Origin of the sequence: Streptomyces sp. NRRL B-1347 (assembly GCF_000720325.1) — a bacterium.
GTDB lineage: Bacteria > Actinomycetota > Actinomycetes > Streptomycetales > Streptomycetaceae > Streptomyces.
On the sequence record NZ_JOJM01000107.1, the window covers coordinates 1 to 14,107 of the forward strand.

Annotated in this window: 13 protein-coding genes and 2 pseudogenes; 11 read left to right on the forward strand and 4 right to left on the reverse strand. The window is 73.9% G+C overall.

Annotation, left to right across the window (positions count from 1 at the left end; genetic code table 11):
* A pseudogene (locus IG74_RS53835) lies at positions 1-367 on the forward strand (hypothetical protein); the annotation flags it as partial.
* Between the two features lie 43 nt (positions 368-410).
* Here the strand turns inward: IG74_RS53835 and IG74_RS0142005 are convergent.
* Positions 411-1,262, reverse strand: a complete 852-nt coding sequence (locus IG74_RS0142005) for a hypothetical protein (protein WP_030688512.1) — start codon at positions 1,260-1,262, stop codon at positions 411-413.
* Between the two features lie 233 nt (positions 1,263-1,495).
* Here IG74_RS0142005 and purN point away from each other — a divergent pair, with 233 nt between their 5' ends.
* Both purN and purH read left to right on the forward strand, forming a co-directional pair.
* The gene (gene purN, locus IG74_RS0142010) at positions 1,496-2,170 is read left to right on the forward strand and encodes a phosphoribosylglycinamide formyltransferase (protein WP_051856549.1); all 675 of its coding nucleotides are present in this window, start codon (positions 1,496-1,498) and stop codon (positions 2,168-2,170) included.
* Positions 2,167-3,762, forward strand: coding sequence for a bifunctional phosphoribosylaminoimidazolecarboxamide formyltransferase/IMP cyclohydrolase (gene purH / locus IG74_RS0142015; RefSeq protein WP_030688514.1), 1,596 nt, complete (start codon positions 2,167-2,169; stop codon positions 3,760-3,762). The genes purN and purH overlap by 4 nt, the downstream gene beginning before the upstream one ends.
* Positions 3,763-3,889: 127 nt before the next feature.
* Here the strand turns inward: purH and IG74_RS0142020 are convergent, their stop codons facing one another.
* Positions 3,890-4,525, reverse strand: coding sequence for an RDD family protein (locus tag IG74_RS0142020; protein ID WP_030688515.1), 636 nt, complete (start codon positions 4,523-4,525; stop codon positions 3,890-3,892).
* A 249-nt stretch (positions 4,526-4,774) separates the two neighbouring features.
* Between IG74_RS0142020 and IG74_RS0142025 the strand changes: the two genes are divergently transcribed.
* The 4 genes from IG74_RS0142025 to IG74_RS0142040 all read left to right on the forward strand — a co-directional run bounded on the left by IG74_RS0142025 (position 4,775) and on the right by IG74_RS0142040 (position 8,438).
* Positions 4,775-5,632, forward strand: coding sequence for a bifunctional methylenetetrahydrofolate dehydrogenase/methenyltetrahydrofolate cyclohydrolase (locus IG74_RS0142025; protein WP_030688517.1), 858 nt, complete (start codon positions 4,775-4,777; stop codon positions 5,630-5,632).
* 16 nt (positions 5,633-5,648) lie between these two features.
* Complete coding sequence (locus tag IG74_RS0142030; protein WP_030688520.1) at positions 5,649-6,158, forward strand: DUF3017 domain-containing protein; 510 nt, start codon at positions 5,649-5,651, stop codon at positions 6,156-6,158.
* Positions 6,159-6,588: 430 nt separating this feature from the next.
* Entirely contained in the window at positions 6,589-7,749 is a 1,161-nt protein-coding gene (locus IG74_RS0142035) for a sensor histidine kinase (protein ID WP_030688522.1), read from the forward strand.
* Positions 7,746-8,438, forward strand: coding sequence for a response regulator (locus IG74_RS0142040; RefSeq protein WP_030688525.1), 693 nt, complete (start codon positions 7,746-7,748; stop codon positions 8,436-8,438). The genes IG74_RS0142035 and IG74_RS0142040 overlap by 4 nt, the downstream gene beginning before the upstream one ends.
* Before the next feature lie 60 nt (positions 8,439-8,498).
* On the opposite strand, the gene IG74_RS52545 is transcribed toward IG74_RS0142040, so the two are convergent.
* On the reverse strand, positions 8,499-8,891 hold the full coding sequence (locus tag IG74_RS52545) for a hypothetical protein (protein WP_030688527.1): 393 nt from the start codon (positions 8,889-8,891) through the stop codon (positions 8,499-8,501).
* A 295-nt stretch (positions 8,892-9,186) separates the two neighbouring features.
* On the opposite strand from IG74_RS52545, the gene IG74_RS0142050 reads away from it, so the two are divergent.
* The 3 genes and pseudogenes from IG74_RS0142050 to IG74_RS54870 all read left to right on the forward strand — a co-directional run.
* Positions 9,187-9,975 (forward strand): peptidoglycan-binding protein, encoded by a 789-nt coding sequence (locus tag IG74_RS0142050; RefSeq protein WP_030688529.1) that lies wholly within the window; start codon positions 9,187-9,189, stop codon positions 9,973-9,975.
* A complete protein-coding gene (locus IG74_RS0142055; protein WP_030688531.1) occupies positions 9,972-10,871 on the forward strand; it encodes a helix-turn-helix domain-containing protein in 900 nt (299 codons plus the stop codon). The genes IG74_RS0142050 and IG74_RS0142055 overlap by 4 nt, the downstream gene beginning before the upstream one ends.
* A gap of 355 nt (positions 10,872-11,226) precedes the next feature.
* Positions 11,227-11,403, forward strand: a pseudogene (locus IG74_RS54870) (helix-turn-helix domain-containing protein); the annotation flags it as partial.
* Positions 11,404-11,745: 342 nt separating this feature from the next.
* Here IG74_RS54870 and IG74_RS46800 read toward each other — a convergent pair.
* The gene (locus IG74_RS46800; RefSeq protein WP_234334630.1) at positions 11,746-12,330 is read right to left on the reverse strand and encodes a hypothetical protein; all 585 of its coding nucleotides are present in this window, start codon (positions 12,328-12,330) and stop codon (positions 11,746-11,748) included.
* Positions 12,331-12,727: 397 nt separating this feature from the next.
* On the opposite strand from IG74_RS46800, the gene IG74_RS0142065 reads away from it, so the two are divergent.
* Positions 12,728-13,981, forward strand: a complete 1,254-nt coding sequence (locus IG74_RS0142065; RefSeq protein ID WP_030688535.1) for a helix-turn-helix domain-containing protein — start codon at positions 12,728-12,730, stop codon at positions 13,979-13,981.
* Positions 13,982-14,107: the final 126 nt, after the last annotated feature.

Genomic DNA, 14,107 nt, shown 5'->3' on the forward strand with positions numbered 1-14,107 from the left:
CACGGGGGTTGCGGCCGTCGCCTGGGTGGGGGGTCTGGGGGTGCCTGTCGCGCTGGGGGTGCGGGCTTGGCGGGTACGGGTGCGGGTGCCGCGGGGCGGGCGGGGCTCATGGGCGGGGCGCCTCCGCTTGTGGCCCCGGCCGCGCCGGGGCGCCGCCCTGCCCGAGGCCTCCGTCCCTGAGCCCGCGGTGCCTCCCGAGGACTCCGAGCCCTCCGGCCTCTACGAACTCTTCGAGCCGTTCGAGCCCCTTGACCACCCGGAGGAGGAGCCCCCGGTTCCGCCGCCGCCCGCCTACGAGCCGTACGACTTCCTGCCGAAGCGGGAGGAGGGGCCTCCGGGGGGAAGCGGAACCGGGACCGGAGCCTGAGTCGAACGGTTGCTCGGCAACTGGGCCCAGCGCCGGGCCCGGTCTAGTCGCGGTCGGTGAGGAGGGGGCGGAGTTGCTTCGGGAGGAGGTCTTCGCAGGCCTGCTGCGAGGCCCCCGTCAGCGCGTCGTCGCGGCAGGTGTAGTAGTCCCGGTAGATGAGCTGCGCCCCGAACGTCGCAAGCACCATGACCAGCGCGAGCGAGGCCGTCACCAGGCCGCTGATGGCCGCCGTGGTCTGGGGCCGCGACCCGCGGGCGGCCGGCTCCGGCGCGGCCGCGGCGGTCGGGTCGGGGCGCCGCGGCTTGGCCCGCAGCGCGCTGATGGCCCAGTACGCGCCGAGCGCGCCGAGCAGCAGCGCCACGTAGTCCCAGCCGAAGAGGGCGAAGAAGAAGGCCCACATGCCGGAGAGCAGCGCGTAGCGCGCGCGGCGCTGGGCGGGGTCGGTGGGGTCCCAGCGCAGGCCCCCGCCCTGGCCGTTCTGGCCGCCGGGGCCGTCCTGGCCCTGGCCGCGCGGCCGGTCGCCGAAGCCGCCGGAGGAGCGGCCGGGCTGCTGGTCGCTCCACTGGCTGCCCCAGGGCGAGTCGCCCCGGCCGCCGGAGCCCTGGTCGTCGGGGCCGGAGCCGGAGCCCGAGCCGTTCGGGTGCCGCGGGCGCCACGGCTGCTCGGGGGTGCCCTCGGGCGGCGGTGCGAACGGGTTGTCGTCCGGCGCGGAGCCCTGGCCGCCGCCGGAGCCGCCGCCGTCCCGCTGGTCCTCCGGGGCCGGGGACGAGGGGCCGGGCCGCCCCTCCCGGAGCAGCACCGCACCCGGGCCGGGTGTCGAGCCGTGGCGCCCGTCGTGCGTCGGTCCGTACGCGGACGCGAGGGTTGGCGTGAGGCGGAGGCTGCGGTCCGGCATCAGGTGTGCGTCTTCCCCTTGTATAGAGCTCTGGCACAGAGCGCTGGCGGTGCTCTGCGGCCCGGCTGTGCGGAGCCGGGCAACTCGGTGGTGGAGCTTGGCAACTCGGCGTTCGGGCGGCTGCCCCCACAGACGCTACCTTCCGGCCGCGCCCCCGTCCCGTGAGGGGCCGCCGGGTGTGCCGGTATCGTTGCTGACGGTCGGCCGCTTCGTAGAGTTCCCCGTATCGGGAGATGCGAAGCCTTCGTACGACCGTACAAAGAGCACTCCCGAGAAAGGGCCCCGTCGTGGCCAAGGCCAAGCGCCTCGTCGTGCTGGTCTCCGGATCAGGTACGAATCTGCAGGCACTGCTCGACGCCATCGCGGAGCACGGCCCCGACGCCTACGGCGCCGAGATCGTGGCCGTCGGCGCCGACCGCACCGGGATCGCGGGTCTGGAGCGCGCCGAGCGCGCGGGCCTGCCGACGTTCGTGTGCCGGGTGAAGGACCACGGGACCCGGGACGCCTGGGACGCCGCGCTCGCCGAGGCCACCGCGGCCCACGAGCCGGACCTGGTGATCTCGGCCGGATTCATGAAGATCGTCGGCAAGGAGTTCCTCGCGCGGTTCGGCGGGCGCACCGTCAATACGCACCCCGCGCTGCTGCCCAGTTTTCCGGGGGCCCACGGCGTCCGCGACGCGCTCGCGTACGGCGCCAAGGTCACCGGCTGCACCGTCCACTTCGTCGACGACGGCGTCGACACCGGCCCGATCATCGCGCAGGGCGTGGTGGAGGTCAGGGACGAGGACGACGAGAGCGCTCTGCACGAGCGCATCAAGGAAGTCGAGCGAAGCCTGCTCGTCGACGTCGTGGGTCGCCTCGCCCGCGACGGGTACAGCATCGAGGGACGAAAGGTAGTTATCCCGTGACCGCCGAAGGTACGACGCCCCAGACACCCCAGAGCAACACCGGTGCCGATCAGCGGCCCATCCGCCGCGCGCTGATCAGCGTGTACGACAAGACCGGCCTGGAGGGCCTCGCCCGCGGCCTGCACGAGGCCGGCGTCGAGCTGGTGTCGACCGGGTCGACCGCCGCGCGGATCGCCGCCGCGGGCGTCCCCGTCACCAAGGTCGAGGAGCTGACGGGCTTCCCCGAGTGCCTGGACGGCCGGGTCAAGACGCTGCACCCGCGCGTGCACGCGGGCATCCTCGCCGACCTGCGCCTGGAGGCGCACCGCAAGCAGCTCCAGGAGCTCGGCGTGGAGCCGTTCGGCCTGGTCGTGGTGAACCTCTACCCGTTCCGCGAGACCGTCGCCTCCGGCGCGAGCGTCGACGAGTGCGTCGAGCAGATCGACATCGGCGGCCCCTCGATGGTCCGCGCCGCCGCCAAGAACCACCCGTCGGTCGCCGTGGTCACGAGCCCCTCCCAGTACGGGGACCTGCTCTCCGCGGTCCGCGCGGGCGGCTTCGACTTCGCGGCGCGGCGCGCGCTCGCCGCCGAGGCGTTCCAGCACACCGCCGCGTACGACGTCGCGGTCGCCAACTGGTTCCTGGAGACCGAGGAGGGCGCCGACGAGCGCTTCCCGGCCTTCGTCGGCGCCGCCTTCGACCTGAAGAACCAGCTGCGCTACGGCGAGAACCCGCACCAGCGCGCCGCCCTCTACACCGACGGCCGCGGCGGTCTCGCCGAGGCCGAGCAGCTGCACGGCAAGGAGATGTCGTACAACAACTACACGGACACGGACGCCGCGCGCCGTGCCGCGTACGACCACGACGACCCGTGCGTGGCGATCATCAAGCACGCCAACCCGTGCGGCATCGCGATCGGCGGCAACGTCGCCGAGGCGCACCGCAAGGCGCACGCCTGCGACCCGCTGTCCGCGTTCGGCGGCGTCATCGCCGTCAACCGACCGGTGACCAAGGAGATGGCGGAGCAGGTCGCCGAGATCTTCACCGAGGTCATCGTGGCGCCCGACTACGAGGACGGCGCCCTGGAAGCCCTCACCAAGAAGAAGAACATCCGCGTCCTGCGCGCCCCGCAGGCGCCCGCCGCGCCCGTCGAGGTCAAGCCGATCGACGGCGGCGCGCTGCTCCAGGTCACCGACCGGCTCCAGGCCGACGGCGACCACCCGGGCAGCTGGACCCTCGCGACCGGCGACCCGCTGTCCCCGGGCGAGCTGGCCGAGCTCGCCTTCGCCTGGCGCGCCTGCCGCGCGGTGAAGTCCAACGCGATCCTGCTCGCCAAGGACGGCGCCTCCGTCGGCGTCGGCATGGGCCAGGTCAACCGCGTCGACTCGGCGAAGCTCGCGGTCGAGCGCGCGGGCGAGGAGCGCGCCCGCGGCGCGTACGCCGCGTCCGACGCCTTCTTCCCCTTCCCCGACGGCCTGGAGGTCCTGACCGCCGCGGGCGTCAAGGCCGTGGTCCAGCCGGGCGGTTCGGTCCGCGACGAGCTGGTGGTCGAGGCGGCGAAGAAGGCCGGCGTGACGATGTACTTCACGGGCACGCGGCACTTCTTCCACTGAGCCCCGGTCTTCCCCTGAGCCCCGGCCGGGATCCGGCCGGGCCTCGGCCGGATCCCGGCTGACGAACGGCGCGGGCGCCGCACCCCTCGCAGGGGTGCGGCGCCCGCGCCGTTCACGTGTCCGCCGGTCAGCCCTTGATGACGACCGTGCTGCACACCTTGTCGGCGAAGCACTGCTTCTTGTCGTCCCACAGCGGCCACAGGTAGCCGATGTAGCAGGCGATGCTGTCGAGGAAGTGCGCGAGCTTGCGGACGAAGGCCATGCCGAAGCCGAGGAAGCGGCCGTCGGCCTCGCGCAGGACGCGGATGCCGACGATCCTCTTGCCGATCGTCTGGCCGGTCTTGCCCTCCAGGTGGATCTGGTAGAAGCCCATGAAGATCGTATAGGCGAGGGCGAGCACCGAGACGATGGAGGCGGCCGCGGTCATGTCCTCGCCGCCGATGCCGACGGTGAGCCCCACGACCAGATAGAGCGGCACGACCGTGATCAGCCCGTCCAGCAGGGTCGCGCCCACGCGCAGGCCCCAGTGTGCGAGCTCCGGGCGGCCGTCGTGCCCCATGCCGTACCCCGCCTGCTGCGGGTACGCGCCGTAGGGCGCCTGGCCGGCCTGGGGCTGCGGGTACGGGGCGTAGTTCTGCCCGGGGTAGCCGCCCTGCTGCGGCGGGACGCCCTGGGGGGCCTGCTGCGGGTAGCCGTATCCGGGGCCGTATCCGGCCTTGGGCTGCTGCGGCTGGCCGTAGGGGTTGGGCGGCGGCGTGCTCATGCTGGGCTGTTCCTCCGGTCGGAGTGGGGGAGTGCGGGGACGTCACGGCACGCACGGAGGAACGTTCACAGATGCGTCGGTCCCCCCGACACCGGCCGCGGCACTGTGGTGCTTATCGTTCTTTAGCGCCCGCTTGTTTGTCCAGCCGCGTCTTCCCGGTGTTGTGCGAGTGCAATCGCACTGCGAACTCGGCGTCGCGCGAGTGGCCCGGATTGGTACGCGGGCGTGGTCATCCGGGAGGATGGGAGCATGACCGCCCAGATTCTCGATGGCAAGGCCACCGCAGCAGCGATCAAGTCCGAACTGGCCGTCCGCGTGGCGGCCCTGAAGGAAAAGGGCGTCACGCCCGGACTCGGCACCGTCCTCGTCGGCGACGACCCCGGCAGCCAGAAGTACGTCGCGGGCAAGCACCGCGACTGCGCGCAGGTCGGCATCGCCTCCATCCAGCGCGAACTGCCCGCGACCGCCTCGCAGGAGGAGATCGAGGCCGTGGTGCGGGAGCTGAACGAGGACCCGGCCTGCACCGGCTACATCGTGCAGCTGCCGCTGCCCAAGGGCATCGACGAGAACCGCGTCCTGGAGCTGATGGACCCGGCCAAGGACGCGGACGGCCTGCACCCCACGAACCTGGGCCGGCTCGTCCTGAACGAGCCCGCGCCGCTGCCCTGCACGCCGTACGGGATCATCCGGCTCCTTCGGCAGCACGACGTCGAGATCAAGGGCGCGGAGGTCGTGGTCGTCGGCCGCGGCGTCACCATCGGCCGGCCCATGCCGCTGCTCCTGACCCGCAAGTCGGAGAACGCGACGGTGACGCAGTGCCACACCGGCACCCGTGACCTCGCCTCGCACCTGCGCCGGGCCGACATCATCGTGGCCGCGGCGGGCGTGCCGCACCTCGTCAAGCCGGAGGACGTGAAGCCCGGCGCCGCCGTGCTGGACGTCGGCGTGTCCCGGGACGAGAGCGGGAAGATCGTCGGCGATGTGCACCCCGGCGTGGCCGAGGTCGCGGGCTGGCTGTCGCCCAACCCGGGCGGCGTGGGCCCGATGACGCGCGCCCAGCTCCTGGTGAACGTGGTCGAGGCCGCCGAGCGCGGTGCCGCGGGCTGAGCCGGGAGTGGCCGCCATGAGTGCTGACGCCAAGGACGGGACCGAGCGGCCGGAGGCCGGGGCCGAGCCGGAGCGGTCGGAGCAGCCCACCGCCAAGGGCGCCGTGAGCGCGCCGGGACCCGACGGGGTGCCGCGCAAGACGTCGCGGCGCTTCCCGCTGTTCACACGGGACACCGCGCGGCCCGAGGGCGGCGGCCGCGCCGCGCCGGGGGACGCGCCCGCGCCCGCGCGGCAGTGGCCGCTGCTCGTCGTCGTGTCGGTGGTCGCCTTCGGGCTGCTCCTGACGGCGTTCGACGTCTTCCGGGTGGGGACGATACTGGTCGGGCTCGGGCTGCTCGCGGGCGCCGTACTGCGCTGGACGCTGCCGGGCGTCGGCATGCTGGCGGTGCGCTCGCGGTTCACCGACATGGTGACGTACGGGATCCTCGGTCTCGCCATCGTGCTGCTGTCGATGATGGCGCAGCCCGACCCGTGGCTGGAGATCCCGTTCCTCGACGACACGCTGCACTTCACGATCAGCAGCTAGCCGGGGACTGACAGACCGACGGCCCGTACTCGCCAGGAGAGTACGGGCCGTCGGCGGTGGGGCAGGGTGGTGCTCGCGGTCGAGGGCCCGTTCCCCCGTGCGCGCCCCCGCGCACGAAGCCTCGACCTCAGTGGTCTCGTGGTGCCGCCTTGGTGCTGCGGCCGTTCCGGTGTTTCGTGGGGCGCGGACCTGCCTCCCCTTCGATCCCCCGTCAGCGGGTCCGCGCCCCCTTCCCCCGTGCGCGCCGGTCGTCTGGGCGACTCGGGCGGTGGTGCTGAGGCAAGAAACTACGGGTGGCGGGGGGTCCGCGTCGTCCTGTTGCAGGTTGACGTTCGGGTACGCCGTAGGGCGCAGCTGCCCGTCAGCTACAACTCCTGCGGTACGGCGACGGGTTGACGTGGCCGCGCGAGACGCGCGTTACGCTGCGGCGATGCGACTCCGCCCGTTCACCACCGACGTCCTGCTCGCCCTCGGGCAGGTGGCAGCACTGGTGCTGATCGGACCGAGCGCGAACGGCATCGGCTGGCAGCCGCTCGACACGCAGGGCTACGGGCTCGGACTGCTCGTCATCCTGCCTACGCTCGCCCGCTCCAAGGCGCCGATCACCGTGTGCCTGGTGACGTACAGCGTCTGGGTCGTCTACATCCTCGCGGGCTACTGGCCCGTGGTGACCTCCTTCGGACCGCTGCTGTGCCTCTACACGGTCTCGCTGCTGCGCCCGACGCGCGTCTCCGCCGTGCTCGCGGTCCTGCTCGCCGCCCTCTGGGCCTTCGGCAGTCTGCTCACCCTCGACGACTCCTTCATCCCCTCCGTCGTGGCCCAGTGCATCTGCTTCAACGCCATGGTGTGGCGCATGGGCTATCTGGCGCGCCGCTCCCAGGAGCTGGCCCGCAGGACGCGCGCCGAGCACCAGGAGAAGGCACGGCACGCGGTGGTGGAGGAGCGCGGCCGCATAGCGCGGGAGCTGCACGACGTGGTGGCCCACCACATGTCGGTGATCTCCGTGCAGGCGGGCCTCGCGAAGTTCGTCTTCGACTCCGACGCGAAGACCGCGCGCGCCGCGCTCGGCACGATCTCCGGCACCAGCGCCGAGGCCCTGGAGGAGATGCGGCGCATGCTGCGGGTGCTGCGCGCGCAGGAGGACGGCGGGGAGGTGCCGGACGCGCCGATGCCGGGGCTCGCCCGCATCGGGGAGATGACGGACCGGGTCAGGGCGGGCGGCGTGCCCGTCGAGTTCCGGGTCGTCGGGACGCCCCGGCCGATCGCGTCCGGCGTGGAACTGTGCGCGTACCGGGTGGTGCAGGAGGCGCTCACGAACGTCCTGAAGCACGCGCGGCAGGCGAGCGCCGTCGTTGAGCTGCACTATCACCGCGACCACATCGAGGTGTCGGTCACCGACGACGGGGAGGGGGTGATTCAGGACAGAGTGGAACGAGGGCGGGGACATGGCTTGATTGGTATGCGTGAGCGGGCCAAGCTCTACGGCGGAACGATCAGCATAGGGCCGCGCAGCACCGGGGGGTTCGCCGTCAGGCTTACTCTGCCCACGTCCGCGCGGGCCGCACCGCCGGGAGACGACGCCACCGAATGACCCCACACATCAAGGTGCTTGTCGTGGACGACCAGTTCCTCATCCGCGCCGGGCTCGTCGGTGTGCTGCGGGCCGCGCCCGGCGTCGAGGTCGTCGGGGAGGCGGGCGACGGCGCGGAGGCGGTGGAGCTGGCCGCGGAGACCCGTCCCGACGTGATCCTCATGGACATCCGCATGCCCGGCATGAACGGCATCACGGCCACCGAGCGCATCCTGGCCGCGGCGCCCGAACCGGCGCCGCGCGTCCTGGTCCTGACCACCTTCGACCTCGACGAGTACGTGTACGGGGCGCTGCGCGCGGGCGCGGCCGGGTTCCTGCTCAAGGACTCGGGCCCGGAGCGGCTGCTGGCGGCGGTGGCGGCGGTCGGCAGCGGCGACGCGCTGTTCGCGCCGAGCGTCACGCGCCGCCTGGTGGAGGCGTTCGCGCAGCGGTCCGGGAGCACCCCGCTCGCGGGCTCCGAGTCGCCGCCGGGCCTGGAGTCCCTGACGGGCCGGGAGCTGGAGGTCCTCAAGCTGATAGCGCGCGGCCTGTCGAACGCGGAGATAGCCGACCGCCTCTACATCAGCGAGGCGACCGTCAAGACGCATCTGAACCGCACGATGAACAAGCTGGACATCGACACCCGGGCCCAGGCCGTGGTGATGGCGTACGAATCGGGCCTGGTCACACCGGGCGACCAGGGCCTCTGACGCGCGCGGAGCGGCCCGCCCCCTCCCCCGGGAGGGCGGACCGCGGCTCGGGCGGGGCGGTCAGCAGGTCACGGTCTTGTCGTAGGAGCCGAAGGGCCAGCTGTGGCGCGCCCAGGCGCGGTGCTTGAGCGAGGTGCAGCGCGAGTCGGGGCCGTGCTTGACGACGATCTTCACGCGCATGACGCGGCCGCAGTTGTTGGTGGCGGTGGCGGAGCGCCCGTTGACGGACCGCTCGACGCAGGCGGGCGCCGTGCCCTGCGGCGCGGCCTCGGACAGGGCCGCGACCCGGTCCCGGTCGGGCGGCGCGGCGGCCGCGGCCGGGCCGAGGGCGAGGCCGCCGCCCAGGAGGGCGGCCGCGGCGAGACCCACGGCGGCGGCCCGGACCCGGACCCGGGCCCTGGGGCCCCAGCCGGTGTCCGCGGTGTCGGAAGGCATGCGTGTGGTGCTGGTCATGGGTGTTCTCCCCCGTGGAAGTGGTGCCGCGAGATGCGGCGTTCTCGACTGTGCCGAGCGGAATCGGTCAACAGCCAGAGCGGCTGGTCCCGGTGGGTTTCCCTGGGATGTCCCACCCGCTGACCTGCGGTGGACCAGGAGCCGGGGGCGCGGGCGAGGGACGTGGGACGCGGTGGAAGTGGCCGGTTCGGACGCGTGAAATGACCACCGGGGAACCGGAATTGGTGCATCCGCCATCTTTTGGGTCTCAGGGGGCGATACGCCCGGGAGACCTTGTGACGCGTCCGGGGGAGACATGCCGCGTTGGAAAGAGCTGCCCGCGCAGCTGGGGGAGCAGGAGCGTCAGCTCCTCGTCCAGTTACGGCGGATGAAGGACCACAGTGGGCTCAGCCTGGCGTCGCTCGGCGCCAAGACCTCGTACAGCGGCTCCTCGTGGGAGCGGTATCTGAACGGCAAGAAGCCCGTGCCGCGCGCGGCGGTGGAGGAGCTGGCGCAGGTCTGCGGCGCGGATCCGACCCGCCTTCTCGTGCTGCACGAGGTGGCGCGGGCGGCGGACGGGCGCGCGGAGCCGGACGGCGGCGCGGTCGAAGCCGCCGCTCCCGAGGCCGCGTCCGGGCCGGTGACACGTGCGAGCGAGCCGCCGGGGCCGCCCGCGGAGGCGCCGCCCGCGGCCCGCGCCGTGCGGCTGCGCCCCGCGCTCGCCGCCCTGGCGCTCGCGGTGGCCGCGGCGTTCGCGGGCGGCCTGCTCACCGGGCAGGCGATCTCCGGGGACGAGGGCGACGAAGGCCGCGGCGTGTTCTCGTACGCGAAGGAGCGGACGTATCCGTGCGAGGAAGGCCGCGCCGACGGCGTCCGGTACGCCGGGTACGCGACGACGGCCACCGCGATCCTCGACCGGGGGAGCAGCGGCTGGGAGGTCGTCGAGGCGCAGTGCCTCCTCAAGGCGCACGGCTTCGGTGCCGGGAAGGTCGACGGGGCGTACGGCGACGGCACGAAGGCGTCCGTCAAGAGCTTCCAGCGCGCGCGGGACCTGGTGGCCGACGGCATCGTCGGCCCGGACACCTGGGGAGCGCTGCGCAAATGAGGGAGCGCGCGGAACGGGACGGCCGGGGCGGGCCGTCAGCGCCGCCGCCCGCGTGCCTGCCGCTGGTCGAGGCCCTGCGGGAGCTGCGGGAGCGCACGGGCCTGAGCCTGGAGGCCCTCGGCCGCAGGACCGCGTACAGCAAGTCGTCCTGGGAGCGGTACCTCAACGGCAAGAAGCCCGTGCCGCGCAGGGCCGTCGTCGCGCTGTGCGCGCTCGCCGAGGAACCGCCGGGCCGTCTCCTCGCGCTCTGGGACCTCGCGGACGCGGCGTGGAGCGGGCGGTCGGCGCGGGGGTACGACGCCGGGGCAGCGGACCGGCCCGTCGGCGACCGGGCGGCGGACGACCTCGGCACGCTCGTCGGACCGGCGGGGTCCGCTCGGGCGGCGGCCCGGGGCGCGCGGCGCCGCTGGTCCGCGCTCGCCGTCGGGATCGCCGCCGTCGCGGTGGTCGCGGGCGGCGTGACGGCCGGGCTCACCGTCACGCGCGCCGACGACCGGGGCGGCCACGTGGCGAGCGAGCCCGCGCCGGGACCGTACGAGCCGCGCTGCGTGGGCGCGGCGTGCGAGGGCCGGCAGCCGCAGCGGATGGGCTGCGGCGGCCCGGGGCAGGTGGTGTCGCTCGCCACCCGCTCCTTCGCCCCGGAGCGCCGGGTCGAGCTGCGCGTCGGCAAGGCGTGCAACGCGGTGTGGGCGCGGGCGACGGGCCTGCTGCCCGGCGACCGCGTGGTGGTCTCGCTGCCGGGCGCGCGGGCGAAGGAGCTGCGGGCGGACGAGGCCGGGGACACCCGCCGGTACCTGGCCACGCCGATGACGGCGCTCAAGGGCGCGGACCCGGCCGCCGCGAAGGTGTGCGTGACGTTCGCTGAGGCCGGGAAGGAGACCTGCTTCTCCGGCTGAGCACGCCGCGAAGGGCCAGGTCGGAGCCTGGCGGAAGAAGGCCCGAGTGCGGGTCCGGGCAAAGGGACGGCGCCCGTCCTCTCCCCCGTGGGAGGACGGGCGCCGCCGTACGTCCGGGAGCGGGATGCGCGCTCACCGTGTGTCTTCAGCGTCATGGACGCGCCATCTTCGCTTCAAGGGCGGCCGGTTCCCTGTGGCACGGAAGTGACCATTCCGCAACGGTGTGCGGGGCCCGCTACGACTGCGCGACGACCCGGCCCGGAAGGCTCCGGGAGCGGGAACCAAACAGGGCTGTTCCCCCGTCACGTGACAAACCGGATGGAGAGGAACCAGGGCGCGCGAGGAGGGGTGGACGATGGGTGCGCGCGCGAGTGCCTGGCAGCCGCTGCCGGAGGAACTGCCGTCGGAGGTGCGGGACTTCGTCGAGCTGCTGCGACGGCTCAAGGACCGCACGGGACTGAGCCTCGTCGGGCTCGGCGAGCGGACCTCATACAGCAAGTCCTCCTGGCAGCGGTACCTCAACGCCCGGCAGCCCCCGCCCCCGCAGGCCGTGGTCGCCCTGTGCCGGGTCGCGGGCGCGGACGCCGCCCGGCTGCTGGCGGCCCGGGACCTCGCGGTGCGGGCGTGGCCGCGCGGCGGCGCGGCACCCGCCCCGGGGCCGGAGCGGGCGCCGGGCCCGGAGCGGACGGCGGCCCCGGCGGCGGACGGGACCCGTCCTTCGCCCTCCTGGCGCCTGGTGGCGTGCTCCGCCCTGGCCGTCGTCGTGCTGCTGCTCCTGGGCCTGCTGTGGATCGTCTCGCGGCTGACGGCCGCGCCGGACGGGGGCCGCCCGGCCTCGGAGTGGAGCTCCGGTGTCGGGCGGCCGGTGCCGGGATCAGTCGAACGACTTGTACGCGGCCTTCCGCCACTGGCCGGAGACCTTCACGTAGTACTCGCCGCGGATGCGCTTGAAGGCGACGTCGTGCCGGTAGCCGAGGTAGAGGACCTTGCCGTCCGGCTCGGGCCCGGACAGGGAGTTGTCGGCGGCGCCGAACGTCTCCTTGTCGACGACCCCGTTGACGTCCTCCAGGTCCTCGTGCCGCTGCCACCAGTACGTCGCTGACTCCGTCCGCTCCTCGAAGCGCCCGGTGATGTCCGACTTCCGGAAGGTGTGCAGCGCGCCGTCGTCGTCGCGCCACTTGGCGCCGTCCGCGTACAGGACCGTCTGCCACAGGGCGGTGGCGTCGCTCACGGTGCTGTGGCTGTCGATGGACAGGGTGCCCTCCTCGCCCCAGTCGTTGTACGCGTAGCCGCTGCCGTCGATGACGCGCGGGGCGGCGGCGGTGGCGGTGGCCGCGGTGGCGAGCGGGGCGGCGCCCGCGAGTGCGAGCCCCGCGCCCGCCGCGGTGGCGACGACGGCGGCGAGCAGCCGTCGGGGCTGCCGGGGCCTTCGGCTGCCGGTGGTCGTGGTGTGGTGCATGGAATTCCCCCGTGGTTCGCTCTGGTTCGGCCCGTTCCGGTCTGTTCCGGCCGGTTCCGGCACGGAAGTGCCGCGTTCGATACTTCGCCGCCGAGCGGCCCCGCAAAAGGGTCAACCAGTGCATTCGGGACGGTTCTGGGACGTCCCAGTGCGGGACCTGGGGTTCCGCATCGTGAAGTGGGACGTCGGTGGGACACTGTGCGTCGGCCGCGGAGCGTGCGACGGGGAGCATCTGGCCCAAATGCTCCCGTGCGCCCCCAATCCGGGAACTGTCATCCTGGCTTGGCGCATCTCTCTGGGTAGTCCAGAGCCGGAGCGTTCGGGGGCTCGTACGGGGCACTGAGTCAGTGAGCACGATGCGTGGGGTACTTGCACGCACGGGGGGATTGGGGGAGCGATGCCTCGTTGGAAAGCGCTGCCGGACGACCTCGACCCACAGGTCAGGGAGTTCGCCGGCCAGCTGCGCAGACTCGTCGACGGCAGCGGGCTCAGCATCGCCGCCGTGGCGGACCGCACCGGCTACAGCAAGACGTCGTGGGAGCGCTATCTGAACGGGCGGCTGCTCGCCCCCAAGGGTGCGATCGTCGCGCTCGCCGAAGTCACCGGCACGCCCGCCGTGCACCTCGTCACCATGTGGGAGCTCGCGGAGCGCGCCTGGAGCCGCTCCGAGATGCGGCACGACATGACGATGCAGGCCATCCGCATCTCCCAGGCCCGCGCGGCCCTCGGCGAAGTCGCCACGCCCAACCCGCCCAAGAGCAAGGGCGGCTCGGGCAAGGCCCGCGGCGGCGTCGGCGCGGTCACCGGCGTGGCGGGCCCCGCCGGGGTGTCCCCTACGGTGCCGCCGCGCCAGGAGAGCGCCCGGTACGGCACCCCTGCGGCGGCGCGGTCCGGGGCGGCCGAGGCCGGGGCGGGCGCGGGGCCCGGGACGGCGCCGTCGGCGGCTCCGCCCGCCTCCACCCCGTACTCCACTTCTTCGTCCTCCGCCTCGTCCTCCGCGCCGTCCGCGTACGAGGCTTCGGCGACACCGCCCACGGCGGCGGCCTCCGCGCACGCCTCGGCCGCGACGGCGTACGGCGGCGGGGCGCGGGGCGTGACCGCGGCCCCCGTCGGCCCGGACGGGAAGTCGCCCGACGGGCAGCGGCGCAAGCGGAAGCTGACGATGTTCCTCGCGGGCGTCGTCGGCGCGCTCGTCGTCATAGGAGCGGCGGCGTTCCTCACCGGGGTCGGCAGGGGCGACAAGGACGGCGACAAGGCCAAGCCGTCCGCGACCCCCACGACGTCCACGGCCGACCTGCCCGCCGGGGTCGAGTGCAACGGCGCCGCGTGCGCGGGCAAGGACCCCGAGAACATGGGCTGCGGCGGCGAGTTCGCCCGCACCACGGCGCGGGTCACCGTCGGTACGAAGACGCTCGTCGAGGTGCGCTACAGCAAGACCTGCGGGGCCGCGTGGGCGCGGATCACCCAGGCGAAGCCCGGGGACAAGGTGCAGATCAGGGGCTCGGACGCGGGGGCGGCGGGGCGGCAGAGCGGGACGGTCGGCGCGGCCGCGGACGTGGACGCGTACACGCCCATGGTGGCGGTGAAGTCGGGTACGCAGGCCAAGGCCTGCGCGACGCTTGCCTCCGGGCAGCGGGCCTGCACGAAGTAGCTGCCGCTCGCTGAAGGGGCTCCGGCCCGGGTCCCCTGCCCACCCGGGCACGCCCCGCCGAAGCCCCGCCCCACCCGGCGGGCCCGCCCCTGCGGAACGCCCGCCCGCTGCTGGCTTGGTCCCACC

Coding starts and splice junctions, on each gene's coding strand:
- purN (WP_051856549.1), top strand. CDS start 1,496: ATGCGAAGCCTTCGTACGACCGTACAAAGAGCACTCCCGAGAAAGGGC.
- IG74_RS0142035 (WP_030688522.1), top strand. CDS start 6,589: ATGCGACTCCGCCCGTTCACCACCGACGTCCTGCTCGCCCTCGGGCAG.
- IG74_RS0142055 (WP_030688531.1), top strand. CDS start 9,972: ATGAGGGAGCGCGCGGAACGGGACGGCCGGGGCGGGCCGTCAGCGCCG.
- IG74_RS0142065 (WP_030688535.1), top strand. CDS start 12,728: ATGCCTCGTTGGAAAGCGCTGCCGGACGACCTCGACCCACAGGTCAGG.
- IG74_RS0142005 (WP_030688512.1), bottom strand. CDS start 1,262: ATGCCGGACCGCAGCCTCCGCCTCACGCCAACCCTCGCGTCCGCGTAC.
- IG74_RS0142040 (WP_030688525.1), top strand. CDS start 7,746: ATGACCCCACACATCAAGGTGCTTGTCGTGGACGACCAGTTCCTCATC.
- IG74_RS0142020 (WP_030688515.1), bottom strand. CDS start 4,525: ATGAGCACGCCGCCGCCCAACCCCTACGGCCAGCCGCAGCAGCCCAAG.
- IG74_RS0142050 (WP_030688529.1), top strand. CDS start 9,187: ATGCCGCGTTGGAAAGAGCTGCCCGCGCAGCTGGGGGAGCAGGAGCGT.
- IG74_RS46800 (WP_234334630.1), bottom strand. CDS start 12,330: ATGCACCACACCACGACCACCGGCAGCCGAAGGCCCCGGCAGCCCCGA.
- IG74_RS0142030 (WP_030688520.1), top strand. CDS start 5,649: ATGAGTGCTGACGCCAAGGACGGGACCGAGCGGCCGGAGGCCGGGGCC.
- IG74_RS0142025 (WP_030688517.1), top strand. CDS start 4,775: ATGACCGCCCAGATTCTCGATGGCAAGGCCACCGCAGCAGCGATCAAG.
- IG74_RS52545 (WP_030688527.1), bottom strand. CDS start 8,891: ATGACCAGCACCACACGCATGCCTTCCGACACCGCGGACACCGGCTGG.